Source organism: Leptospira perolatii (genome assembly GCF_002811875.1).
In the GTDB taxonomy this organism is placed as follows: Bacteria; Spirochaetota; Leptospiria; order Leptospirales; family Leptospiraceae; genus Leptospira_B; species Leptospira_B perolatii.
Genome location: NZ_NPDZ01000007.1, coordinates 195,794 through 220,055, shown reverse-complemented (window position 1 = coordinate 220,055; position 24,262 = coordinate 195,794). Strand labels below are relative to the sequence as shown.

Below are 24,262 nucleotides of genomic sequence, written 5' to 3'. Positions count from 1 at the left end.
CGCATTCCGGAAATCTGGAGCAGATAAAATACTTCTTTTTCTTGGAACTTTTCAATACCTTTTCTCCCTTTCCGCAAATAGGACAAACTCCGTAGCCGACTTTCTTTTTCTCTGATTTTACCTGAGTTATCACCTGTCTTACATTCGTATTTTTTAATGTTTTTTCTAGAGCTACATAAAACTCTTGCAGCAATTTCTTTTCTGATTCCTTTCCTTCTGCGATCGCATCAAGTCTGGACTCCATCTCTGAAGTGAATTTTTCTCGGAACAAGTCTGAAAAAGCATTCTGCAAAAATGAGTTCACTTTCTCCCCTAGAGGAGTTGCCAAGATCGAAGACTTTTCTCTTTCGCAGTATTTTCTTTTGTACAGAGTTTCTAGAATCGTAGCAAATGTGGAGGGTCGCCCGATCCCATCTTTTTCGAGTCTGGCCACGATGCTCGCTTCGGTGTATCTAGGAGGAGGCTCAGTAGTTTTGGAAATTACATCCCAGTTCTCCGGAGAAAGTAAATCTCCCACCTTCCAAAGCGGAAAATTCCGGGGAGTTCCTCCATACAGGATCTTGTATCCAGGCAAAATCGTTCCTTTGATTTCACCTTCCCAATCTATATCTTGTGTCTTAGCCTTGAATTGGATTCTCTTCCAGGTTTCCGGAATCATTTGCGAAGCGATGCTTCTCTTCCAGATGATTTCGTACAAACTTTTTGCATCCTTGGAGATAGAACGATCGGAAAGTCGGTAGATCTGTTCCGGAGAGATCCGAGGATCGACCGGTCGAATCGCTTCGTGCGCGTCCTGTATTTTTCCCCTGGCTTTCGTTTTTCTAGGACCCAAATTAGATATAAATTCTCTGCCGAACCGATCCAGGATTTGTTCCTGGATTTCTGAAATCGATTTGGAAGAAAGTCTGGTCGAATCCGTTCTCATATAAGTGATCAAACCCTGTCTCTTCCCGAAACCGATATCCACTCCTTCGTAGAGTGCTTGCGCGAGTTTCAAGGTTTTTGCCGCAGGAAACCTCAAAAGTCTAAATGCCTCTTGTTGCATACTCGCGGTGGTAAATGGAGGAGGTGGAAGAGTCTTAGCTTCATTTTCCTTTCTGCTCAAGACAGCAAGTTGATTCTTTTTTTCTAATATAGAGTCTAAGAATTCGCGTGCTTCTCGCTCGGTTGGAAAATCTCCTTGAGACCGATGGAAGCGAACCATGTCCTCTTTTTCCGCGGAAAATCTTACATCTGCACAAACTTCCCAGGAGACTTCCTGCACAAACTCTCGTATTTCCTGTTCTCTCTCGCAAATCCATTTCAGAGCCACGGATTGCACTCTACCCGCGGAGAGTCCCGAGCGAATCCATTTCCAAAGAAAAGGACTCACTTTATACCCGATCAATCGATCCAGAATTCGGCGGGCCTTTTGGGATTCTACAAGCGCATCGTCTAGCTTATCAGGGTTTTCTAATGCTTCTAAAATTGCAGATTTACTGATCTCTCTGAACTTTACCCTTTTTACGACGGAAGATTTGCCGATTTTCTCAGCGAGCAATGCTGCAATAAATTCGCCTTCCCGATCCGGATCCGTTCCTAAATAAGTCAGCTCCGAATTTTTCGCCGCTTTCAGGATGGCGGAGATTACTTTCTTTTTTCCAGGGAGGTACTCGTACTCCAAGGCAAAATCTTTCTCTACATCTATGCCTAGCCGACCTTTGGGAAGATCCATCAAATGGCCAAAGGTAGGAAGTACTAGAAATTCTTTTCCGAGATAGGTACTGAGAGTTCGTACTTTTGTGGGAGATTCTACAATCAGTAGTTTGGACATGAATAGACGGTTCTAGAATTGAACCGCCTTTTCATCTTTCAATTCGGACCCAAAGATTCAATCAAATATCCATCCGGATACGTAGGGTTCTTTCTCTTAGTTACCAAGAATGGCTTTCTTCTAGGCGGCCATATGGTTCTCAAAATCCAGGCTCTGGCGAAAAGCGCAAAAACAGTAAGCTTTTTCAGAAGTGGATTTGGTTTTGGAAAACCCATAGCATCTCGCAAATCATCCTCCATCAAAGAGAACAATACTTGGAACACGATTCGTTTTATCCCTGGAATCTTGGGCAGTCTTCCTGCGAGTATTTCTAAAGTAGCCTTTCCTAATTTTTCGCTCTCCGGAGTTCTTTTGAAATTTTTCCTTTCGAACTCTCGATTGAAATCTTCCAAGGATTCGTAGCTCGAAGGGATTTTCTTGATTCCCATCAAGCCACCTACTTTCTTCCAAAAGTAATAGTTCGCCAACAATTCTTTTCTGGTCGCCCTTCTCCATCCATATTTCTCATTCCAGCGACCAGGTTCAAAAACGAACGTACTCAGAGTGTATACATAGTCCTCGTTTTTGATCGGATACTTATCGTGTATCTGGTTCAGCCTACGAATCGATTGCTTTCCTCTTTCGCTATCCAATCCGTTCTCTAAAAACTCTCCCAAGATCAGAGTTGTATCGTCGTATCTCTTTTGTCCGAAGTTTTCGAACTGCTTTGTTTTATCTAAAATCTTTGCGATAGACGGAATCGCGAAAGTTCTGAAAAAAGCAATCGCCAAAGAGATTTCAATGTCTTTGGGAAATTCATAGCTCCCGGAGAGGAATACAATTCTCTGCGCATCCTTTTCCGGATCCAGTTTTTCAATTTGATCTAAAATTTTATATCTACCGAACATTAGCTTCCTTTACATCAAGATTTGAGTAGTTCATAAATTCTTAAACTACTTTTTTGATATGAGCAATTTTTGAAATATTTAGTTTTATATACAATTAAATCCATAGGTAGAAAGGAAGAAGCTTGTAAATATTATCTTTTTCACTCATAAAAACTTTAGGTACTTCCATTTTCTTATATCTGAAACCTGCGCTTTCATAAGACAGGAATTGCCGTAACCTCAGAAAGGCTTTGCAAAAAGTCAAAATGTACTTTGATTCGTAATCAAATCTTCTTTACTGAAAGGTTGGATTCCCTAAAATCAAGCAGCACTTCTTGCAAATTCGGATAGAAGGTGGATTCTTAGATCAATGAGATTTATTCCGAGAATAGTTTTCCAAATAGTAGGCTTTCTCGCTCTCGCCTCCTCCATGATTTTACCAGTGATTTGGTGGACAACAAACAGAGGGCTGTTCGCTCTTTGGAAAGGCTGGTTGTATTCTTGGTTCAACTCCCCCTTGCGATTAAACCTGGTTGTATTTGTGCTCACTCTGCTCTCTTGTTTGCTTGTAGCCTTGGCAGGGATTTTGATTCTGCAACCTTTTGTAAAAGATCCGCCCAGCTCTTTCGATAAAGAACAAATGCAGCAAATCCTAAAAGGAGAATTGGATTACGACCAACCGATCACCAGGAAAATTTTCAGAGGAATCGGACTCGCCTTGGTCGGTTTGGGGGTAATCATTCTCATCATCTCTTGGTTATTTTGGCAAGAATACAGCGAGATGTATATAAAACTTCCGGTGGCTGGATTCGCATTTATCGGAGTCGGATTGTATTGCGCGCTAACCGGCAAACTACCGAGACCTCCTCAAATCCGGGATTTCTTCAAGAAGAAATAAAAAAACCGGATGAATGTTCATCCGGTTTCTATTATAGAATGCCTCTCCAAAGTCAGAGAGACCTTCTAGAGTCTTTACGAGTCTCGCTAATTAGCCGTTAGACGGAACAGGGAACAATCCGTCGATAGACAGATAGCGTTCTCCGGTATCGTAGTTGAAGGTCAGAATCGTGGAACCTTCTGGAATTTCCGGCAATTTCTTAGCAACTGCTGCCAAAGCTGCACCAGAGGAAACCCCGATAAAAATTCCTTCTTCTTTTGCGGCACGAAGAGCATATTGGAATGCTTCGTCTTTAGAGACTTGGATAATTCCGTCGAGTAGCTCTGTGTGGCAGTTCTTAGGAATAAAACCGGCGCCTATCCCTTGGATTGGGTGAGGTCCAGGCTTTCCTCCGGAAAGAACAGGAGATGCTTCCGGTTCTACCGCATATACTTTCGTATTCGGAAATTTAGCCTTCAGTACTTTTGCGACTGCGGTGATATGCCCGCCAGTACCTACTCCGGTAATTACTACATCCACACCATTCGGAAAATCTTTGAGAATTTCCTGTGCTGTGGTATCGATATGAATTTGAATATTTGCTTCGTTCTCGAATTGTTGAGGCATCCAAGCTTTTGGATTTTCAGCGACCAATTGTTTGGCTCTTTCGATCGCACCAGGCATTCCTTTTTCACGAGGAGTCAGATCGAACTCCGCTCCGTAAGCAGCCATAATTCTGCGACGTTCAATACTCATAGACTCAGGCATAACCAGAACCAGTCTGTATCCCTTTACTGCAGCTACCATCGCGAGTCCGATCCCGGTATTTCCGGAAGTTGGCTCGATAATTACGCTGTCTTTCGTTAATTTTCCAGAGCGCTCTGCGTCTTCAATCATGGAAAGAGCGATTCTATCCTTGATGGAACCACCCGGATTCGCGCGCTCCAATTTTACAAACACTTGGGATTTTGAATTATAGAGACGGTTTATCTTCACGTGCGGAGTATTTCCGATTGTCTCTAGGATATTATTTGCCTTCATAGGGGAGTTCCTTCCTCTAAATAGGAGCCTTTCGCTACTATATTAGACGATTCTTTCAATATATCAAAGCTGGGCAAGAAAAAAAGGAAGAATGATAGATTTTTTTTGAGAACGAATCTGCGGCACACATACTTCCTCTGTTTTCTTAAAATTGGAAATAGATGAAGGACCTTTCTCCGGAGACTGAGCCCGCAGTGATGAATCCAACGACGCAAGCAGCAACAGGCAACAGAATTCTAAATAGAATCCTACGTTTCGTTGGATTCATTTTTCCGTACTCGATCACATGTACTGCAATAAAGGAAAGGATCAGAATCGAAAAGCCCCAGGGATATTTAGGAGTCTCGCCGATTCCGACCGCCATTCCCTTCAAAAAGACAAGCGCAAGTTGGAGAGAATCCGCGCGAAAGAAAACCCATCCGATGCATACGAGGTGGAATACGATTGGAATTCTCACCCATTTGGGTATATTTAGTTTTCCGAATTTAGTATTTTCCCAGAGTCTCTCCATCCACAACAGAAATCCGTGCCATAATCCCCATATTACAAAAGTATAATTTGCTCCGTGCCAGATTCCCCCGAGCAACATGGTAATACATAGGTTCAAAGAAGTTCTTGTGGTTCCTCTGCGATTCCCTCCAAGAGGAATATAGAGATAATCCCTTAGCCAAGTGGACAATGTAATATGCCACCTCCTCCAGAATTCTCTCAAGGATCCGGCAAAATAAGGTGCGAGAAAGTTCGGAGGAAGTTTGTAACCGAGTAAGAGCGCGCATCCCCTCGCAATATCTGTGTATCCGGAGAAGTCGCAATAAATCTGAAACGCGAACCCGTAAAAAGCGAACCAATGTCCACCTATGGAATATTTCTGCGGATCTGAATAAATCGGATCGATCAAAGGAGAAATTTGGTCTGCGATCAGTACCTTTTTTATGACACCGATCAGGATCCATACGATTCCGATTTCGGAAAAAAGTATCCGCGGAACTTTCGGAATCGAAATTCTTTGTAGGAAATCCTTCGCACGAAGAATCGGTCCTGCAATCAATTGCGGAAAAAAGAATATGAACAGTAAGAAATCAGGAAGATTTACTTTTTGCGAAAATGTACCTCTGTGTACATCTACTTGAAACGCAATCAACTGAAACGTATAAAAACTGATCGCAAGCGGAAGAATGGATTCCAGAGTTTCCATTCCTTCGACAGAAAAAGATAAATCTTGTAGAATCGTACGAAAGAAACCGTAATACTTGAACAGAAACAAATTCGCTAGGTTTGCGAGAACGATCCAAGCCAACTTGCGTCTGTCACCTCTTGCCTCTAAGTAATAGTAGTAGGCATAATTTAGGAGCACGATCAACAGAAAGTGGATCAAAAAGATTTTGCTCCAATATCCGTAAAAGATAAAGGAGGCAAGAATCAGAACTTCCCTGCGGAAACGATGGGGGAACACCCAATAGAGGATGTATACGCTCGGGAAAAAAGCCAGGAACGCAAAGCTATTGAATAACAATTCTTAACCTTTCCTTCGCTTTTGATTCAGAAAATTCATAGTCCGTTTTCCAACAGTTTTGCAGTAAGAGAAGTATAACATCTTGCCGAAAGATGACTTGCGTCCTTAAAATAATCGCAAGCCATAGAGACCTGATTTGCATCGACCAACCGAATTCCATACTTTTTGAATAATGGGTACACGCTCAGCTCCAATTGCTTTTGTATCTCGGTTCGATTTTCTAATTTTAAAAATTCTGAATGTATTTTCGGTCTCCAATATATGGTCTTTATTTTCCTGGATTGCAAGAGCCGGATCGTCTTTTCTAAATATTCTACTTGCTCGGGGTCTACTCGATAGTTTGCAAAGTATTTCTTTTCTTCCGATTTGGTAAAGTACTCGTACCAGAGACCGTACTTTTCTCCTAGGCTAAAAGTCGGATTTTTGTCATCTTCAAATTTCGGGCTTTCTATCGATGGTCGATCCGCCTTGGATAAGGCGTCTTTGGAAGCAGAATTATTTTTCTCTAATGCATCCAGAAAATCCACTTCTCCCTGGATCCTATTTCCGGTAATCGTTCTCCAGGCGGTCCTCGGAGAAAATTTGAATCTATAACTGGAAAATAAGACAGGAAGGAGCCAATCTACCAGTGGCTTGTATCCTAGATCGCTTCTATGCTTCCATAGAAGATGGAACGGAACGACATCCTGCTTAAAATAATCGTTATATGCGTGATTGGAATTAAAACTCATCGGAGAGATTTCGAAAAATACTAATTCAGGCTGGATTCCGCGATCCAAAATCTGAAGCAATCGAATATGCAAAAGTTGCATCGTAGCCGCATTCACAGCAACGCCGACCCCTTCCCAATTTTTTAAACTTTCTTTTTCCCAATGATTTAGGAAGGGATCTTTTTTAGTATATTCCGGATTTGGAAACAAATCGAAGTTTCTGGATCTAGAAGTCCCGAAGGCCCAAAATACTTTCTCACCCTGAACCAATTTCGAGCTTTTCGGCTCCCAGTCTTCTGCAATCTCTTTCACCGCACTCGATGCAGGCTGGTATTCGGTCGCTATCAGCCGAACCCGAGGGATCAGCAATAATTTATCTAATAGGAAAAAGACTAAAAATACAAGGAGTGGAAGCCAAAAGGCAAAGTTGTATTTTTTTCTTGCAGAGTTCAAAATGGACCATTTTGTACGGGGCTTTCTACTTCCTTTTTCGAATCGCAAAGGAAACTGGCAAAAACCCCGAAACTTTCCGACCAAGCTTTAGTATCCTATAGATAAATCCAGATTTTTTCGAAACTCTTCCGAATCGGAGCAAACTATAAATTCTTTCCATAACCAAGAACTTGATCGAACTCATAGTCCCGTCAAAGTTCTTGGAGTACTAATCCCATCAGTAAAGCTTCGACCGCAGGACTAAAAGATAAACCTAAACCTTGATACACTGCAAACACCGTAGAAATATGAACGTTAGAATCTCCAGGAGTCGCGGCGTATCCCCTCACCTCTTTTCCCTGTACTTCTAACGCGCCTAAGGGGAACACTGCATGCGCAAAAATTCTACCGTACAATCCTCTGTCTCTTCCCGAAGAAAAGATCGAGTTAGTAGAGACTAAATTCGTAGTCGATAGATAAGGATCATTGGAGATTCGATGCAACAGATCCTCCTTTTTAATCGCCTTTCTTAATTTCACCTTGAACCGAATCAAATGCATGTAAGGAGAATTGATCGTTACCGAAGAAGATGAAAGCTTTAGGGAAAATCCAATCGTATGGTATACTTCGTTTAACAATCTTGCGTGATGGGTTCCATTCTCTGACTCCGGCAAAACGAGGATCGGTCCGGTTACGTGAGGATCATTTTTTGCCATATCAGCATCTCTTCGCAGTACAAAAAAATCCGCTTCTTCTATAAGCTCCGGCAAATCTGTGATTTTGAATTCAGGAGAGATTTCGTTTCCTCGCGCAAAAGGTCTGAGAATCCCGGCCAACGTATGAGTGTTGCAAGTGCTGATATGTATGAACCTGGGAAGCTCTTTTTCGAGTATGTTCGCGTTTTCAGGATAAAGGAACTGAGGTCCAAAAGTATGTTCGCTTCCCTGAGCTACGAATAGTATTATATTCGAATATTCAGATGTATTATATTCCTCGAATCTCTTTTCGGCGACTCCGGGCGGAGAAGAATCGCAGAGCACCTTGCATTCTTTGAGGGCCTCGGATTTTTTGACAAAGTTAGGAAAATGTTCTGCGACCTGATTTGATCCGTCGTCCACCAAGATTCCGCCCTTTTCGGCTAAAGACAATATTTGCGGGACCTCGGATCTGGAAAGTTTGTAGGGCTCTATGAATACCTTAAATCCTCCGAATTTTCCTTGTAGTAGCAATAACAGCGAGGCAAGAGGCCAACCTATGACTCCCGTTCCTCTCAGATATACTCCAGGTAAATTGGCTCCCTCCAGATTCGATTCTGCCATGAAAAAGAAAATCTCCTAACGCTTGTAATACGGATCGGAAAGGTAGTTATTTTTGTATTTGATATAATTCATGGTGGTTCGGGTGATCATTTCCCTTTCTTTTTCCGTGATTTCCCGGACTACTTTCGCAGGAGATCCCATCGCCAAAGTTCCTGGAGGAATTTTTTTGCCCGGGGTTACAAGGGAACCGGCGGCCACGAATGCGTATTCTCCCAGTTCCACGCCATCCATCAAAGTGGCTCCCATTCCTACAAAAGAGTTATCCTTCAAGATGCAACCATGGATGACCGCTCTGTGTCCGATCGAGACATTGTTTCCGATTTCCACTGGATATACATCTCTCGCGACGTGCACCACTGTCATATCTTGGATATTCACATTCTCGCCGATACGAATATAATTCACATCTCCCCGAATCAAAGTCTGAAACCAAATCGAGGAATCTTTCCCGATTTTTACATCTCCCACCACCTGAGAGCCCGGAGCCAAAAATACGCTGTCATGAATTTCGGGAATCTTTCCCATATATTCCAAAATCGAGCCGATTTTTAGATTTGGTTCTTTCATCGATAGATTCCTCCGAAATACTTTTGCATCCCATTCTCCCTCGGGCCGGACCTGTCTCAAGCCGAAATTCCTTTTGACCCTCTGAGGCTTTTCTGGAGCATAGGAGTATGTACTCTATCCCGAAAGGAAACGGAGAAAAAGATAAAAAATTCGACCATAAAAAATGGGCCAAGATTCTTGGAGTCTCTCTCTCCATCGGTTTTCTCATCGCATTTTCGATCCGCGCTTGGATTCTATTTCCGTATAAATTAGAAACCAATGAAATGGAACCCGGGCTCAAAAAAGGAGAGCGCAAGACCATTCTTCGCTGGATCAAGCCCTCTTCTCTGTTCTTAGGCGATATCATTTTACTCGAGCATCCTACACAGACCTCTAAAGTAGTCTTGGCGAGAATCGTAGGAAAACCGGGCGATACACTCTACATGAAGGACAAAACCTTATTCCGAAACGGAATTCCGGAAAACGAAGGAAAGCTCCCTTACGAATTAGGATTTACCGATAAACGAAATCCATTTCCTGCATCTTTTTCGAGAAGGGATCAGTTTGCCTCGGTGCAAATCGAAGACAGAAAATATTTTGTTTTATGCGACAATCGAGACGAGTGCGTCGATTCGCGAGATTTTGGTCCGATTGCTTTCGAAAAGATTATCGGGAAGATTTTCTAAAAATTCGGATTGGTTTTCCAAAGGCAGTATACCCTACCTCTTGGACCAGTTCGTATCTTGGATTACTTAACTTAGACATTTTTTCTGGAGTGACCATCCCACCCATCACATACTCTGGGCGAAGATACGAGATTACCGAATAGGATTCCCACAAATCCGGAGTTCTTCCTTTTTTCTTTTCCTCTCTATACGCATCGATTACTTCTCTGCTGCACAGGCCAAAGGAATCGATCACTGGATTTTTGCTGTAATAGCCGAACACTCCTACCTCGTTCGTAAATACTCTGCCCTGTACATCGCCTTCCAATAAAAAAGCTGCCTTTCTATAACCTAAATATCTTTCGAACTCGTCCTTATCCCGATAGGCAGGAACATAGATCGGCCCTCTGAGTTCATCATACGGATGAGTGCCTTTGTTTAGAACGTACAAGTTCTTATCCGCAAAAAGCAGGAATACGAATAGAAAAATGACTCGATAGACAGTTCTTAGGGTTTTTGCGTTTCTAATTCTTTCCCACCAAACAGAACCAAGACGAACGAAAACGATCGGTCCGATGCAGAATAGTAACAATATGGAACTGTTCGCGAGCGGCACATACCAAAACTCTACTCTGACCGAATATAGCAAAAAGAATACGAAAAAGAAGGGATACGAAAGAAAGGATAGTTTTTCAAAGCCTCTCCATCCTTCCTTCTTTAGAAAATAATAGATGGCGATTAAATAGAGAAATAGGATCGAATATAGAAGTTGGTTTCCTTTAGAAAGAAAAAAGTTACCGAGTCGATTTGGATATCCTAAAAGCCGAACTCCTGCCTCGCCGTTGATCAATAAAATTGGCTTCAGCAATATATCCCAGATTCCTGCCAAATGGATCCAAGCGATTTTTAAATCGGGCTTTATTTCGGAAGGTTCTCCTACAGAATTCAGGCCCAGCTCAAAGAATGCTTTTTTGGCAAGTACGGATTGCGGAACAATCTGCCCGTACACAAAGATCGCATAGATCGAATAGAGCGCCGGAATGACCAAATAGTAAAGAATTTGGAGCGGAAGTTTTTTTCTTCGGACAAGAAAATAAAATAGAACCGGAACTAGAAAAATTCCCTCAGGCCTGACCAAGGGCGCAATCCCGGCAAGAAGAAATCCGAATTCGTACTTTCTAATATAGAGAAAATAGATAGATCCCAGGAAAACCAGAGAAAAGAGCAATGCCTCGAAGCCTTGGCTGTAAATTCGAATATTGTAGGAATTCCAACAAACCAAAGCAGTCGAACAGAGCGCGACCAACCGATCGGAAACCAGCAACTTAACAATCGCGTAAATCAGGGCCGAAAAAGGAAGCAGCAAAAACGCATTCAAATACAGAGATAGTTCCGGAATAGAATCGGAACCGAAGACAAAACCCAAAGCTCCGAGCACAAACGCCAGAAATGGAGAGGTCGATCCCATTTCGTAAGGCGGGATCGTATTCCAAGAAAGCAAACCTGTTTCTGCAAAATTCCGAGAGTGGCGGAAAGTAATATATGCGTCGTCGTTCGGGTGATGACCCATAAGCACGAGGAGAATCGCGCCGACTGCTCCGATACAGAGTGAATGAAAAAGATTGGATCTATAAATTTTACGAAGATAAAAAGGCATCCGCTTCCCAATGAAAATGAGTAAGCGAAGTATGGAGTCAAGAGGGAAAGTTGCTGTTTCTCAGTCTTCTTCTGTAAAAATTCTGCAAAAAACAGATTTTCAGGATGGTTTTGTCCTAAAAACTTGTTTCTAAAGGGCAATTCCGCCCTGCAAACGCCACGAACTTTCTAAGGAATAAAATAAGAACATGATTAGAATCGCTATCAACGGTTTCGGACGGATCGGACGACTGGTTTTCCGTTCAGGCATCAAAAATCCCAATATCGAATTTGTAGCTATCAACGATTTAGTAACTCCTGATAACCTCGGCTATCTTCTAAAATATGATTCAACTCATGGTCGCTTCAATGGCACAGTAGAACATACTGAAAAAGAACTGATCGTAGATGGAAAAAAAGTGCTCTGCGTTTCTGAAAGAGATCCAGAGAAGCTTCCGTGGAAAGATCTGAAAGTAGACTATGTAATCGAATCCACTGGTTTGTTTACCGACCGAGTCGGAGCAGAAAAACACATCAAGGCAGGAGCCAAAAAAGTAGTAATCTCGGCACCAGCCAAAGACAAGGACATCCCAACTTTCGTGATGGGGGTCAACAACGAGAAGTACAACCCTAGCACGGATCATGTAGTTTCCAATGCATCCTGTACTACAAACTGCTTAGCACCGATTGTAAAAGTGGTATTAGATAATTTCGGAGTAGAAGAAGGATTAATGACTACGATCCATGCCACTACTGCTACGCAGCCTACTGTAGACGGGCCTTCCAAAAAAGACTGGAGAGGCGGAAGAGGTGCTATGCAGAATATCATTCCTGCTTCTACCGGTGCTGCAAAAGCAGTAGGTCTTTGTATTCCGGAAGTAAACGGAAAACTGACCGGAATGTCCTTCCGAGTTCCTACTCCTGATGTTTCTGTAGTAGACCTTACCGTCAGAACTTCAAAAGAAACTTCTCTCAAAGAAATCTGTGCAAAAATGAAAGCGGCTTCTGAAGGTCCGATGAAAGGAATCTTAGGATACACAGAAGAAATGGTAGTTTCGAATGATTTCTTGAGTTCTACTCTCTCTTCCATTTTTGATGCGGATGCTTGTATCGAGCTAAATTCACGCTTCTTTAAATTAGTTTCCTGGTACGACAACGAGATGGGTTACTCAAACAGAGTGCTGGATCTGATTCTTTATATGGCAAAAAAAGGCTGATCGATGCAACTTCCTAGATTAGAGAACGCAGACCTCGCAGGAAAAAGAGTTTTTCTGCGAGTGGATTTCAATGTTCCGATTGAGAATGGAACTGTCACGGACAAAACCAGGATCGAAAAGACTTTACCTACGATAGAGCTTCTACTCAAAAAAGGAGCTCGTCTAGTGATCGCGAGCCACTTGGGAAGACCAAAGGGAAAACCGGATCCGCAATTTTCGATAGAACCTGTGGTGAAGACATTCCAGGAAATGGTAAAAGCAAAAGTAACCTTTTCTAAAGAAGTGGTCGGAGACTCAGTCGTCAAACTTTCCAAAGAGCTACAAAACGGAGAAATCTTAGTCATAGAGAACCTGCGGTTTCACAAGGAAGAAGAGGAAAACGAAGCCGGCTTTTGTAAAAAGCTAGCTTCGCTCGCAGACGTGTATGTAAACGACGCGTTTGGAGCTGCACACAGAGCCCACGCATCTACGGAAGGGATTGCTCATTTACTTCCATCGTATGCAGGATTGCTAATGTACCAGGAGATCACCCAACTTTCCGGTCTACTTTCCAGACCTGCAAAACCTTTTGTGGCAATTATCGGTGGTTCAAAGGTTTCTTCCAAAATCCAAGTATTAAAGAATCTTATAGATAAAGTGGATCATCTACTGATCGGCGGCGGAATGGCTTATACCTTCCTAAAATCCAGAGCGGTTCCAGTAGGGAACTCTCTTGTAGAAAAGGATTTCGAAGTAGATGCATTTCAGCTCATCGAAAAAGCGGGAGTCGCTGGAGTAGACATACAACTTCCTGTAGACCATGTGATCGGAGATAAATTCGATCCTCATGCAAAATCCAAGACAGTGGATAAGATGGGAATCTTGGACGGTTGGATGGGAATGGATATCGGCCCCAAAACGATTTCTAATTACGAAAAAGTAATTAAAAACGCAGCGACCATCGTATGGAACGGACCTATGGGAGTTTTCGAATTCGATAAGTTCGCAGAAGGTACGATGGCGATCGCAAAAGCGGTAGCAAAATCCAAAGCAAAAACAGTCGTAGGCGGAGGAGACTCGATCGCCGCGATCAATAAGGCTGGAGTGGAAAGTAAAATTACCCACGTTTCTACAGGTGGAGGTGCTTCGTTGGAATTCTTGGAAGGAAAAAAACTTCCGGGGGTACAGGCACTTCTCAACCAGGAAAAATAGTCATACATTAGACTTTCTGAATCCGTTACAAACTTGAAAAAGGGAGATATATCGAATGCGTCCTAAAATCATCGCCGGTAACTGGAAAATGAATCTTTCGGAAAAAGAGGCTATCGAATTAGCAAAGGGAATTCGAGACCAAATCCCGGGGATCGCAAAAGGAAAACAGGCCGTGATTTTTCCCTCTTCGATTCATCTAGCGGCTGTTAGTAGAATCTTGGAGGGCTCGGGAGTGCAGGTAGGAGCCCAGAATATTTACCCTTCCGGTTTGACTGCAATGACTGGAGAAACAAGTCCGGACCAGCTGTCCGAACTCGGAATCTCTCACGCATTAGTCGGGCACTCCGAACGAAGACAGTTCCTGGCTGAATCTAGCGATTTCTGTAATCGTAAGATTTCTTTTTTGGTTCAGAATGGATTCACTGCAGTGTACTGCGTAGGAGAAACTCTTTCGGAAAGAGAGGCTGGAAAAACTTTCGAAATACTCGGCTCTCAAATCAAGGAAGGTTTGAAGAGTATCCACAGCCATCATTTCTCCAGAATCTGGGTCGCGTACGAACCGGTCTGGGCAATCGGAACCGGTAAAGTGGCTACTCCTAAACAGGCACAGGAAGCTCACGCATTTATCCGAAAGGAAATTGCCGGACTTTTCCAAAATGGGATAGAAATCGCGAATTCCACTCCGATCCTATATGGAGGATCGGTAAAGCCAGACAATATCAAAGAACTTCTTTCGGAGCCGGACATAGATGGAGGATTGGTGGGCGGCGCCAGTCAGAAAATCGGAAGTTACGCTGGCTTATTTTAATTGTCAGTAGGCAAGCCAAACGTAGCTTGGATCAAATAAGCGGTCTCGCTTAAAAAAGAACCCTCTTTTAATAACAGGAAACGTACTCATGGGATTTATCACCGGAACCATTCTAGTTCTATTTATCTTCGTCAGTTTATTTTTGATCCTACTTGTGCTAATCCAAACTGGAAAAGGCGGCATGGGGGGAGTACTCGGAGGAGGCGCGAGCCAATCCGTTTTTGGAAGCTCTACCGCAGACGTGCTGACAAAGGCGACTCGAGTTACCGCAGTTCTTTTTTTGGCACTTTCCCTGATTCTTTCTTTCCTTTTTGCCAAAAATAGTGGATACAATACGACTCCTCTGCCTATCACTCCTGAGGTCTCCGCACCTACTGGAGCAGAGAACCCTGGAGGCACAGATGCAGTCCAACCCACAAATTCGGATCCGAAAAATCCAGGATCCACTGGCGGAACCCAACCTTAAGAAATACAATCTTCCTTCCTTGGGTACTGGGCTGCTTTTATTAGTAGCCCTGTTTCTTCTCTCAAACACTTCTTCCCTTTACACTCAGACAAAACCGCAAGAAAAAGAACCAAGCACTTCCCAGATCGTGAATCAGAGAATCCTCAAGGTCTACGAGGGTCTCTCCGTAGGTAAGGAACTTCTAAAGTACGAAAGAATGGAAAGCCTTCCCTTGGGAACCCTGGTCACTTGGATTGGAAGCTACCCTAACCGAAAAGGAGTCAAGGTCACTAAATTCTCTGTGATAGAAACCCCGGGTGGAAACGGAATCCAAAGAGCCGAGGAAAAATCTATTATACTTGAGTTTAATGGAGCCACGCTTTCTAAGGTGACCTCGGAAATCAAAACCTCTAATTATCATTCAGAAGAGAACACTGTCGTAAGAATGACAGATGACACTCCCCTGGACTCCAATGTGGACGATTTACTCATCTACGCGGATCGAAACGGAAGGGAGGCAGAATACCCCTTGACCTATCTTCCCGACGAGGGAGTCAACCGGGAACGCTCTGAGTTTAAGAAGGAATTCTATCTAAAATTGCTGGAAGATTTCTTTGTTCATATCCTTCGACTCCAAGAAATGCAGAACCAACATTCGGTCAAAAATCAAAAAAAATTACTGCAAACTTTCAAAGATTCCCTAGAATATTGAACCTGCATGGCATCCTTGATGGAAAACCTCCAGGAACGCGCGGAGGAACTCCAAGCAATACTCGATGGAATTACTGAGTCTCTGGTTCTGATTGATCCGAGCTTCAGAATCAGAAGGGTAAACCGCGCGACCTTGGAATTTGCGAATGAAACGGACTTCCAATCCATCTTGGGTAGGAAGTGCTATGATGCTTTGTACAACCGAACTGCTGTATGTCCTTATTGTCCGATGAGGGAACACCAGGACAACGAAGAGAATTTTGATCGGGATTTTGAAACGAAAGGCTCAGAGGTCAGCAGAGAAATCTTTCACGTAGCTCACGATGAAAAGGAAACTCTTTATCTGGACTTTTACCCGATCGAAAAAGATGGAAGTATTGTCTCGGTTGTGGAAAAGATCAGTAATATCACTCGAATCAAAGAAAAGGAAGAGGAGAATCTCAGGATCCGAAACTTAGCTTCCTTGGGTATCTTCATCTCCGGAGTAGCGCACGAGTTAAACAATCCTCTAACTGGCATGAGCTTAACTCTGCAAAACCTGATGAGCAATCTATCTTCGTTAGATACTGAATTTTTCAAAAAACGACTGGAGATGATCAAGGAGGATCTGACTAGAGCTGCGATGATTGTCTCAGATATCATTAGCTTTGCAAAGCCGGACAAACTGGTTACTACTTCTGCAGACCTGTACGAAACCCTTATCAAGGCGAAGGAATCAGTGACCTGGGTATATCCTGTACTTTCGAAAAATATACAGTGGGAAATACTTTGCGAGCCAGGTCTTTATTTTCAGTTTAATCCGGTAAAGATCGAAAGATTGTTTATCAATCTGTTCAAAAACTCTCTACAGGCATACGATTACGGTGAAGGAAGTATCCGAGTAGAAGTCAGACGCACCAAAAATATGGTACACATATTCATAGAGGATACGGCAGGCGGAATCCCGGAGACAATGTTGGACAAGATATTTTCTCCTTTCTTTACCAAAAATAAATCCGGAATCGGAACCGGACTAGGACTTTCCATTTGCCATTCCATCGTAAGAGAACATAGCGGAGAACTGACGGTAAAATCCTTCGAGCGAAAAACGAGATTCAGGGTATCTTTGCCGATCGAGCAAAATAAAGGAGGATAAGATTTGTCCAAGCATAAAATCCTAGTGGTCGAAGACATACATTCGATTCGGGAAGCAATTAAAGATATTTTAATTAAAGATTATCTGGTATTCGACGCCGAAAATTACGACGAGGCGATCAAAATTCTGAAGAGCGAATCGATAGACTTGGTAATCACGGACATCCGTATGCCTGGCAAATCCGGGTTAGATCTAATCAAGACTATTCAACACGATTATCCTCACACTCTCTATTCGTTGATGACTGCCTACAACATCAACGACTATATCAATTTTGCCTACGAACATGATATTTGGAATATCATACCTAAGTATTCTTTCTTAGATATCAACCTGATCCCGGTCATGGTGTATAAACTTCTTACTAAGGATATCTTCGGAGTGGAAAAGTATTTTGGACACCAATTCAAAATACAGCAATCGGATGACCAAGGCTTTAGTGTTCCTCCTGAAAACGGAATCGTATATCGCAAAATCAGTTCCGATGAAGAAAGAAATTATTTTTGCAATCGCATCGCTAAGTATTTGATTGAGAAAGGAGCCCCGAACGCTGTGCATCAGATTTTGGAGGAGTTAACTTCCAACGCGATGATCCGAGCGCCCAGAGACTCCAAAGGAAATTCCAAATACCAGTACGAATTACCATCTAGAGATCTGCTTGTTCCGATGGAAAATATCCAGCTCGCCGAATCGGACTATTTTGAAATCGGATATGGAATTTCCGAGAATTCCATCATCATAGTCGTAAGAGATCATTTTGGTTCTCTAAATCGAAAAGAAATCTTAAAGAGATTGGATAGACATATAACGGTGAATGAGCCTAGCGGGTTTCCCTCAGGCTTGGCCGATTCTCATGGCCGCGGACTTTATATCTGTAGGGAAATTTCGGATCAACTGATCTTTAATATAGAAAAAGGTAGAAGGACAGAAATCATCGCACTGATGGACAAGCAGACCAATAAGGGCTACAAGTCTCTGTCGATTTATGAGGTTTAAGCTGAAACTTACTTAGTTAGATCAGCGCATTTCTGATGCTTGAAAGAAACACTGTCTAAGATTTTTGCTACCTAAGCTCCAGAATGACCGGCTTTAAAGTATTTGTACAGCCACCATTTTTCAAAAATCATTTTTGCCCAGTGCCAAAAAATCGAAGGCTTTTTCATTTCTACGATCACATTCGGGCCTACAAACTTACCGCTTGCAAATCCGGCCTTTCCTCCTCCGGTTTCCAAAAAGCAAGCACCGAATCCCCTGAATTCATCCGTGATCCATTCCCCGGAGAAAGAGTGCATTATATTTTTTGCAATAATCCTTCCCTGCTCTCTTGCAAAAACACCCGCCTTAGGCAATAATCTTCCATTCGAGATTTGAATTCCTACGACGTCTCCTCCGGCATAGACATTCTTCAGTTTCGTATGGAGGGTTTTCGCATCCACCTCGATCCATCCGTTCGCGCCTTGGATCGGGCTACCCTGCAAGAACTCAGGAAGCACATGAGGCGGTATTCCCAAAAGAACATCGAATTCTTTCTTTTTTGAATTTTCGAAGACGATCTGTCGACTCCATGGGTCGATGGAAAGTGCCTTGGAATTTCCAAAAAATTTGATTCCTTTCGAATCGAGAAGAGAAACCACACTACTGCCAATCTCTTCTCCGGCAACCGGCATGGGCAAATTCTCAGGGGTGATGATTTCAATCCTAGGTTTCCTTCCGGTCTTTTCAAAAATGTAATCTTGCAATATCATCGCTGACTCATAAGGAGCCGCGGGACATTTGTAAGGAAGAGCTCCGACAAGTATTGTTATTTTTTTTCCACCCCAATCGAGTGCTTTCTTAGAAATCTCTTCTGCTTGAATCGGATCATAGAGATTCGATGCGCATTCCTTGAATCCCGAGAGTCTTTCAGGTGCATACTTGGCTCCAGGAGTAAGCACAAGGTAGTCATAGGTAATCTCTCCTCTGTCCGTGCGAATGGTTTTCGCCAAAAAATCGATACTCATTACCTCCTTGTTTTCGAAAACCACACCCTTTAGTCTGGAGCGTTTGTATGCCTTTTTGATCCGAATAGGATTACGACTAGTGTTTAATATCCAAGGAATGGATGGTTGAAACGTGTATTCTTTTTCCTTTTCTAATATTATTATTTCATGTTTTTTAGATATATTTTTCCGCAACTCATCCGCCGCGGAAAGTCCTGCGATACCTGCTCCAACAATCACTATTCTAGCCATTTCTATTTTCCCCCGATTTCGAGTTTATGGCCCCCAGCCTTGAACTCCAGAATTCCCTTTTCCAATCTTTTAGCTTTGAATCCGTGCTTACTGAGAATCTGCACCGCCTCTTTGGATAGAACGCAATATTTACCTCTGCAATAGGCCACAACATGTTTACTTCTTGGTAGCTTCTCCAAATTTTTTTCCAGCTCCTTGAGCGGAATAGAGATGGCTCCTGGAAAATGTCCAACCTCGTACTCGTGCAAAGGCCTTACATCGATGAGCATGAGCTTTCGGCCTCTAACTTCTTTTTGCAGGGATTCGTAATCGAATGCCTCTAAAGAATCTATCTCTTCAAAAAAAGTTCGAGTCGCGAGAGCGATTTCCGCGCTCAAGGATTCACCGATTTGTCCAAGGCAATCTAATAGCCTGACTCCGGCTTCGCTCGCTTCGTAGTACACGTATTTTCCCAGTTTCTGGTTTCTTGCGAGGTGAACTTCCTTAAGGATCTGTAAATGATGAGAGGCAGTCGCAACGCTTGCTCCCGAGTCCTGAGCGATCGACTCCACACTCTTGGATGCCTGGCTAATCAAATCGAGTATTTCGATTCTCTTGGGGTCCCCTAGAGCCTTTCCGATTCCGGATAATTCCTTAAAGACTAAAGATTTGTATTCTCTTCCTTTCATCACAAACGGTCTAATATTCAAACATTTATTTGATTGACAGAATATTTCAAGCGTTTTTTGAATTTAGATATGAAGGTCCGAGACAGTGGAATGCCTGAATTCAGATACTGGGAAAGTCTTTTCGACATAGAGCTCATCTTGGATAAAATGGAAATCGATTCGAACCTCTCGTTTTTGGTGGAATTCGGCTCGGGCTACGGAACCTTCACGCTTCCCGTTGCTAAAAAAATCGGAGGCAAGATTCTCGCATTGGATATTGATGAGGAGATGATACAATTTTCTTCCAAAAGGGCCTCGGAAGAGCGATTGACGAATATCGAATTTCTGGTTCGTGATTTTATTGCAGAAGGAACTGGACTCCCCGAAAGCAGCGCGGAATATGTAATGTTATTCAATATTTTACATCACGAATCACCAGAGGAAATACTAAGCGAATCTTACAGAATTCTAAAACCGAATGGAAAGTTAGGAGCAATTCACTGGATGTATGATGTTAATACACCGAGGGGTCCCAAAATGGAAATTCGACCGAAACCTAAAGAACTTCTGGATAGGATAGAAAATGCCGGATTTCAAATTTCCAATCCGAAACTTAGGCAATTAAAACCTTGGCATTATGGGATCCTCGGAATTAAGAAGTAACACCAGAGAAATAGAAAAGGACGTTTCCATCGCTCCCCGGAATTTTAAGATTTAGTAATTCTAGTTTTTATTATCTTCCACCTCCGTGTCCGCCATGACCACCTCCATGTCCGCCATGATTTCCTCCGCTGTGACCTCCTCCTCCCGGGTGGTGATCACGTCCCTCTCCTTGTTGTCCGCTTCCTCCATCACGTCTCGGGGGTTGTCCGTTTTCTCCGCCGCGGCCTTCTTGGCCACTGGTACCACCGGCTGGAGGATTATTTCCTCCATCTTGTGCAAATAAGTAAATACTCGAAAGTAATAGTATTCCCGCTAAAAATACTGTTCCACCTTTTCGGATCATTTCATTTCCCCCTAATTTCATAATTTACATTTTAGCAATATTCTTCGATTGTTTTCGTTTTACCTTTCCGGAAGTTTTCGGAACTCCTACATCATTCGCATGCGACTTGTCCTCATTATAAAAATCTCCTTTCGGTTCTTCTATACTTGTGGACCCGTAAACCTTCCAATCTGTTGCGGACGACCCAGTATTTCTTTGGGGAAATCTAAAAAAATTGAACCTTCCCTGCTTCCAGAGCATGTAAATCGGAGGATACACAAGTAACTCTAAAATAAAACTCGTGAACAAACCTCCCACCATGGGCGCGGCAATTCTCTTCATTACATCTGCGCCGGTACTATCTGACCACATGATTGGAAGTAGCCCGAGCATCGCAGCTAAGACGGTCATTATTTTAGGTCGAATCCTATGCACTGCACCGTGTATAATCGTTTCTATTAGCTCCTCCTGATTCAGGCTGCGTCTTTTTTTGATCGCATCCTCATACGCCAGATCCAAATAAAGCAGCATAAAAACTCCGGTCTCCGCATCCAGTCCCATCAAGGCAATCATTCCGACCCAGACCGCAACGGAGATATGATACCCTAAAACATACAGCAACACGATCGCACCTATCAGAGAAAATGGAACAGCAAGAAGGACTATTATGGTTTTTGCATACGATTTTGTATTGAGATATAAGAGTAGGAATATAATAAAAATCGTAAGCGGTAAAATGTATTTCATACGATCGCGGACTCGAAGCATATTCTCATACTGTCCACTCCAAACAATCGAATACCCGGCCGGCAAATCTATGGAGTCTGACACTACTTTCTTGGCCCTATCCACAAAACCTCCGATGTCCGAGGTCGATGGATCTACATAAACATAACCAGCCAAGAATCCGTTTTCATCTCGTATCATTGACGGTCCGGTTTTCGTTTTGATTTCTGCGATTTCAGAGATCGGAATATGACCAAATTCCTGGGTCGGTACCAGAATTGACTTTATCTTTTCCACAGAATCTCTGAGCTCTCGAGGATAACGCACGTTCACCGAAAATCTTTCTCTGCCTTCGATCGTTTGGGTGATTGGTTCCCCTCCTATCGCGGCCACAATAATCTGTTGAGCGGTTTCGATCGAAATATTATATCTTGCTAATCTTTCCCTTCTAAGTTCCAGGTCTAGAAAATATCCTCCTGCGGTCCTTTCTGCAAATACGCTTCTAACTTCTTTGTCACCTTTCAGAAGAGATTCGATTTTGATCCCGAGTGACTCTATTTCCTCGAGCGAGGAACCTAGTATCTTGATTCCAATCGGAGTTCTCATCCCTGTGCTCAGCATGTCGATTCTAGTTTTGATCGGCATGGTCCAAGCATTGGTAGCTCCCGGAAATTGCATTTCGCGATTCATGATTTCTACGAGTTCTTCTTTACTGATCCTATCCGGAACAAACGGAAGAAAAGGCAGTTGGAAGATTCTCGGCCAATTAGAATAGAAGCGCTCTCCTTTTCTCCACTCGTCCTTGGGCTTAAGGAGTACCACTGTTTCCATCATGGAGAATGGAGCAGAATCAGTTGCGGTATCGGATCTACCGGACTTTCCGAAGACTCGTTTTACTTCCGGAAATGATTTTAGTTTTTTATCCATCGCGACCATCAACTTCTCGGCTTCCGCGACAGAAATTCCAGGCAATGTCGTTGGCATGTACAGAAATGATTCCTCATAAAGTTGAGGCATAAATTCCGAACCCAAGCTGAAATACACCGGGATCGATAGAACCACAAGAGATGCCGCGGAGAGGATAATCATTTTTGGTCGATGCAGAACCCAACGGCAGGCCGGTTCATACAATTTGAATAATAGTTTACTTACAGGATGCTTTTCCTCAGGATAATATTTTCCGACTAACAAGGTGGTGGCGATTTTAGAGACCACTTCGTTTTTCAAACGGAAAGGTTCCATTCTCGTAAATAACATCCGTACTGCTGGATCCACGGTAATTGCAAGCAATGCAGCAACCGCCATCGCTATGTTTTTAGAAAAAGCTAATGGACGAAAAAGCCTTCCTTCTTGGTCTACGAGTGTAAAGATTGGAAAAAATGCCACAGCTATGATGAGCAAAGAGAAAAAGACCGAGGGACCTACTTCCAATAACGCCTCAAGCCGAATCGCGTGGTAGTTACCTATTCTTCCGCCTGCCTCCCATTCTTCCAATTTCTTATAAGCATTTTCCACCTCCACAATTGCTCCATCGACCAAGACGCCGATCGATATTGCCATGCCCGCCAAAGACATTATGTTTGCGTTAATATCCAATAAATTCATTGGAATAAAGGCTATGATTACAGAAATCGGGATTGTTAAGATCGGAATGATCGCGGAAGGAAAGTGCCAGAGGAAAATCAGGATCACGCAGGAAACGATGATCATTTCTTCGATCAGCTTAAACTTTAGATTTGTTATCGCATGATTGATCAGTTCAGACCTATCGTAAGTGGTTACTATTTCGGCTCCGGTAGGCAGATTTCTTTTGATTTCGCCGAGTTTAGCTTTGACCCGATCTATGACTGACAAGGCGTTCTCCCCCTGTCTCATCACAATGGTCCCTCCGACTACATCTCCTTCTCCGTCTAAGTCTGCGATTCCCCTTCTAATATCAGGTCCGAACTGGACAGAAGCTACGTTTCTCAAAAGGATCGGAGTTCCATTCAGATCTGTTGCCAAAGGAATATTTTCAATATCCTGCAGGGAGGAAAGATATCCCCTTCCCCTAACCATGTATTCCGCTCCTGAGATTTCTAACAGTCTACCGCCGGTCTCTTGATTGCTTTCCCTGATTTTTTGTATAACCGTTTCAAATCCTATATTATAAGATCTTAATGCATTTGGATGAATCGTAATCTGATATTGGCGTTTGAATCCGCCTATTCCAGCGACCTCGGATACCCCGGGTACTGCGTTTAAAAGATATCTAAGATGAAAATCCTGATAAGTCCTGAGATCTGCTAAGGAATTATTCCCAGATGTGTCCACTAATGCATATTGAAATACCCAACCGACCGCGCTCGCGTCGGGTCCCAGTTCGGTCTTTACGCCCTGGGGTAATAAAGGCTGTATTCTAGAGAGATATTCCAAGACTCTAGATCTCGCCCAATAAATATCTGTGCCATCCTGAAAGATGACATAGACGTAAGAGAAACCAAAATCCGAAAATCCCCGGACCACCTTAATCTTTGGAGCTCCCAAAAGAGATGTGACAATCGGGTAAGTCACTTGGTCCTCGATAATATCCGGACTTCTGTCCCAACGAGAGTAAACGATTACTTGAGTATCCGAAAGATCCGGAATCGCATCCAAAGGAATCGTCTTCATAGAGATGTACGAAGCCACTAAAACGATAACCGTCATAAGAATTACCAAGAATTTGTTCTCGGCCGAAAAGCGAATGATGGAACGAATCATATTTTTC

The 24,262-nt window shown here is 43.0% G+C and carries 22 protein-coding genes; 10 read left to right on the top strand and 12 right to left on the bottom strand.

What is annotated here, in order from left to right:
* Positions 1 to 1,813 (bottom strand): type I DNA topoisomerase (topA, locus tag CH373_RS12745; RefSeq protein ID WP_100734097.1); only part of this gene is annotated, 1,813 nt, incomplete at its 3' end.
* A 38-nt stretch (positions 1,814 to 1,851) separates the two neighbouring features.
* Positions 1,852 to 2,700: an oxygenase MpaB family protein gene (locus tag CH373_RS12740; protein WP_100713160.1), complete on the bottom strand. Its 849-nt coding sequence runs from the start codon at positions 2,698 to 2,700 to the stop codon at positions 1,852 to 1,854.
* A 349-nt stretch (positions 2,701 to 3,049) separates the two neighbouring features.
* Here CH373_RS12740 and CH373_RS12735 point away from each other — a divergent pair, with 349 nt between their 5' ends.
* Positions 3,050 to 3,577 carry a hypothetical protein gene (locus tag CH373_RS12735; RefSeq protein ID WP_100713161.1) on the top strand — a complete coding sequence of 176 codons (528 nt, stop codon included), beginning with the start codon at positions 3,050 to 3,052 and terminating at the stop codon, positions 3,575 to 3,577.
* Positions 3,578 to 3,667: 90 nt separating this feature from the next.
* On the opposite strand, the gene cysK is transcribed toward CH373_RS12735, so the two are convergent.
* The 5 genes from cysK to CH373_RS12710 form a co-directional block, all read right to left on the bottom strand.
* Complete coding sequence (cysK, locus tag CH373_RS12730; RefSeq protein WP_100713162.1) at positions 3,668 to 4,597, bottom strand: cysteine synthase A; 930 nt, start codon at positions 4,595 to 4,597, stop codon at positions 3,668 to 3,670.
* Positions 4,598 to 4,742: 145 nt separating this feature from the next.
* Positions 4,743 to 5,972 carry an MBOAT family O-acyltransferase gene (locus tag CH373_RS12725; protein ID WP_243393382.1) on the bottom strand — a complete coding sequence of 410 codons (1,230 nt, stop codon included), beginning with the start codon at positions 5,970 to 5,972 and terminating at the stop codon, positions 4,743 to 4,745.
* A 173-nt stretch (positions 5,973 to 6,145) separates the two neighbouring features.
* Positions 6,146 to 7,273, bottom strand: coding sequence for a DUF1574 family protein (locus tag CH373_RS12720; protein ID WP_165778829.1), 1,128 nt, complete (start codon positions 7,271 to 7,273; stop codon positions 6,146 to 6,148).
* Between the two features lie 191 nt (positions 7,274 to 7,464).
* Positions 7,465 to 8,556: a hypothetical protein gene (locus CH373_RS12715; RefSeq protein ID WP_125169947.1), complete on the bottom strand. Its 1,092-nt coding sequence runs from the start codon at positions 8,554 to 8,556 to the stop codon at positions 7,465 to 7,467.
* Positions 8,557 to 8,586: 30 nt separating this feature from the next.
* Positions 8,587 to 9,138, bottom strand: a complete 552-nt coding sequence (locus CH373_RS12710) for a gamma carbonic anhydrase family protein (protein ID WP_100713337.1) — start codon at positions 9,136 to 9,138, stop codon at positions 8,587 to 8,589.
* A 107-nt stretch (positions 9,139 to 9,245) separates the two neighbouring features.
* On the opposite strand from CH373_RS12710, the gene lepB reads away from it, so the two are divergent.
* The gene (lepB, locus tag CH373_RS12705) at positions 9,246 to 9,803 is read left to right on the top strand and encodes a signal peptidase I (RefSeq protein WP_100713166.1); all 558 of its coding nucleotides are present in this window, start codon (positions 9,246 to 9,248) and stop codon (positions 9,801 to 9,803) included.
* Here the strand turns inward: lepB and CH373_RS12700 are convergent.
* Entirely contained in the window at positions 9,784 to 11,439 is a 1,656-nt protein-coding gene (locus CH373_RS12700; RefSeq protein WP_100713167.1) for a hypothetical protein, read from the bottom strand. The two genes, lepB and CH373_RS12700, sit on opposite strands and share 20 nt — an antisense overlap.
* A 187-nt stretch (positions 11,440 to 11,626) precedes the next feature.
* Between CH373_RS12700 and gap the strand changes: the two genes are divergently transcribed.
* The 7 genes from gap to CH373_RS12665 all read left to right on the top strand — a co-directional run bounded on the left by gap (position 11,627) and on the right by CH373_RS12665 (position 17,920).
* A complete protein-coding gene (gene gap / locus CH373_RS12695; protein WP_100713168.1) occupies positions 11,627 to 12,634 on the top strand; it encodes a type I glyceraldehyde-3-phosphate dehydrogenase in 1,008 nt (335 codons plus the stop codon).
* A gap of 3 nt (positions 12,635 to 12,637) precedes the next feature.
* Positions 12,638 to 13,825 carry a phosphoglycerate kinase gene (locus tag CH373_RS12690; RefSeq protein WP_100713169.1) on the top strand — a complete coding sequence of 396 codons (1,188 nt, stop codon included), beginning with the start codon at positions 12,638 to 12,640 and terminating at the stop codon, positions 13,823 to 13,825.
* Positions 13,826 to 13,880: 55 nt separating this feature from the next.
* Entirely contained in the window at positions 13,881 to 14,633 is a 753-nt protein-coding gene (gene tpiA / locus CH373_RS12685) for a triose-phosphate isomerase (RefSeq protein ID WP_100713170.1), read from the top strand.
* Between the two features lie 88 nt (positions 14,634 to 14,721).
* On the top strand, positions 14,722 to 15,099 hold the full coding sequence (gene secG / locus CH373_RS12680) for a preprotein translocase subunit SecG (RefSeq protein ID WP_100713171.1): 378 nt from the start codon (positions 14,722 to 14,724) through the stop codon (positions 15,097 to 15,099).
* Between the two features lie 31 nt (positions 15,100 to 15,130).
* Positions 15,131 to 15,790 carry an endostatin-like outer membrane lipoprotein LenA gene (lenA, locus tag CH373_RS12675; protein WP_165778830.1) on the top strand — a complete coding sequence of 220 codons (660 nt, stop codon included), beginning with the start codon at positions 15,131 to 15,133 and terminating at the stop codon, positions 15,788 to 15,790.
* Positions 15,791 to 15,796: 6 nt separating this feature from the next.
* A complete protein-coding gene (locus CH373_RS12670) occupies positions 15,797 to 16,924 on the top strand; it encodes an LIC_12097 family sensor histidine kinase (RefSeq protein WP_100713172.1) in 1,128 nt (375 codons plus the stop codon).
* A 3-nt stretch (positions 16,925 to 16,927) separates the two neighbouring features.
* A complete protein-coding gene (locus CH373_RS12665) occupies positions 16,928 to 17,920 on the top strand; it encodes a response regulator transcription factor (protein WP_100713173.1) in 993 nt (330 codons plus the stop codon).
* A 71-nt stretch (positions 17,921 to 17,991) separates the two neighbouring features.
* Here the strand turns inward: CH373_RS12665 and CH373_RS12660 are convergent, their stop codons facing one another.
* Both CH373_RS12660 and CH373_RS12655 read right to left on the bottom strand, forming a co-directional pair.
* On the bottom strand, positions 17,992 to 19,155 hold the full coding sequence (locus tag CH373_RS12660; RefSeq protein ID WP_100713174.1) for an NAD(P)/FAD-dependent oxidoreductase: 1,164 nt from the start codon (positions 19,153 to 19,155) through the stop codon (positions 17,992 to 17,994).
* Positions 19,156 to 19,157: 2 nt separating this feature from the next.
* Complete coding sequence (locus CH373_RS12655) at positions 19,158 to 19,844, bottom strand: ArsR/SmtB family transcription factor (RefSeq protein WP_125169933.1); 687 nt, start codon at positions 19,842 to 19,844, stop codon at positions 19,158 to 19,160.
* A 48-nt stretch (positions 19,845 to 19,892) separates the two neighbouring features.
* On the opposite strand from CH373_RS12655, the gene CH373_RS12650 reads away from it, so the two are divergent.
* A complete protein-coding gene (locus CH373_RS12650) occupies positions 19,893 to 20,465 on the top strand; it encodes a class I SAM-dependent methyltransferase (RefSeq protein ID WP_100713176.1) in 573 nt (190 codons plus the stop codon).
* Positions 20,466 to 20,535: 70 nt separating this feature from the next.
* On the opposite strand, the gene CH373_RS12645 is transcribed toward CH373_RS12650, so the two are convergent.
* Both CH373_RS12645 and CH373_RS12640 read right to left on the bottom strand, forming a co-directional pair.
* A complete protein-coding gene (locus tag CH373_RS12645; RefSeq protein ID WP_125169934.1) occupies positions 20,536 to 20,808 on the bottom strand; it encodes a hypothetical protein in 273 nt (90 codons plus the stop codon).
* 24 nt (positions 20,809 to 20,832) lie between these two features.
* Complete coding sequence (locus CH373_RS12640) at positions 20,833 to 24,255, bottom strand: efflux RND transporter permease subunit (RefSeq protein WP_100713178.1); 3,423 nt, start codon at positions 24,253 to 24,255, stop codon at positions 20,833 to 20,835.
* Positions 24,256 to 24,262: the final 7 nt, after the last annotated feature.

Coding starts and splice junctions, on each gene's coding strand:
- CH373_RS12640 (WP_100713178.1), bottom strand. CDS start 24,255: ATGATTCGTTCCATCATTCGCTTTTCGGCCGAGAACAAATTCTTGGTA.
- CH373_RS12710 (WP_100713337.1), bottom strand. CDS start 9,138: ATGAAAGAACCAAATCTAAAAATCGGCTCGATTTTGGAATATATGGGA.
- CH373_RS12645 (WP_125169934.1), bottom strand. CDS start 20,808: ATGATCCGAAAAGGTGGAACAGTATTTTTAGCGGGAATACTATTACTT.
- CH373_RS12690 (WP_100713169.1), top strand. CDS start 12,638: ATGCAACTTCCTAGATTAGAGAACGCAGACCTCGCAGGAAAAAGAGTT.
- secG (WP_100713171.1), top strand. CDS start 14,722: ATGGGATTTATCACCGGAACCATTCTAGTTCTATTTATCTTCGTCAGT.
- CH373_RS12650 (WP_100713176.1), top strand. CDS start 19,893: ATGAAGGTCCGAGACAGTGGAATGCCTGAATTCAGATACTGGGAAAGT.
- CH373_RS12670 (WP_100713172.1), top strand. CDS start 15,797: ATGGCATCCTTGATGGAAAACCTCCAGGAACGCGCGGAGGAACTCCAA.
- CH373_RS12735 (WP_100713161.1), top strand. CDS start 3,050: ATGAGATTTATTCCGAGAATAGTTTTCCAAATAGTAGGCTTTCTCGCT.
- lepB (WP_100713166.1), top strand. CDS start 9,246: ATGTACTCTATCCCGAAAGGAAACGGAGAAAAAGATAAAAAATTCGAC.
- tpiA (WP_100713170.1), top strand. CDS start 13,881: ATGCGTCCTAAAATCATCGCCGGTAACTGGAAAATGAATCTTTCGGAA.
- cysK (WP_100713162.1), bottom strand. CDS start 4,597: ATGAAGGCAAATAATATCCTAGAGACAATCGGAAATACTCCGCACGTG.
- CH373_RS12740 (WP_100713160.1), bottom strand. CDS start 2,700: ATGTTCGGTAGATATAAAATTTTAGATCAAATTGAAAAACTGGATCCG.
- CH373_RS12700 (WP_100713167.1), bottom strand. CDS start 11,439: ATGCCTTTTTATCTTCGTAAAATTTATAGATCCAATCTTTTTCATTCA.
- gap (WP_100713168.1), top strand. CDS start 11,627: ATGATTAGAATCGCTATCAACGGTTTCGGACGGATCGGACGACTGGTT.
- CH373_RS12660 (WP_100713174.1), bottom strand. CDS start 19,155: ATGGCTAGAATAGTGATTGTTGGAGCAGGTATCGCAGGACTTTCCGCG.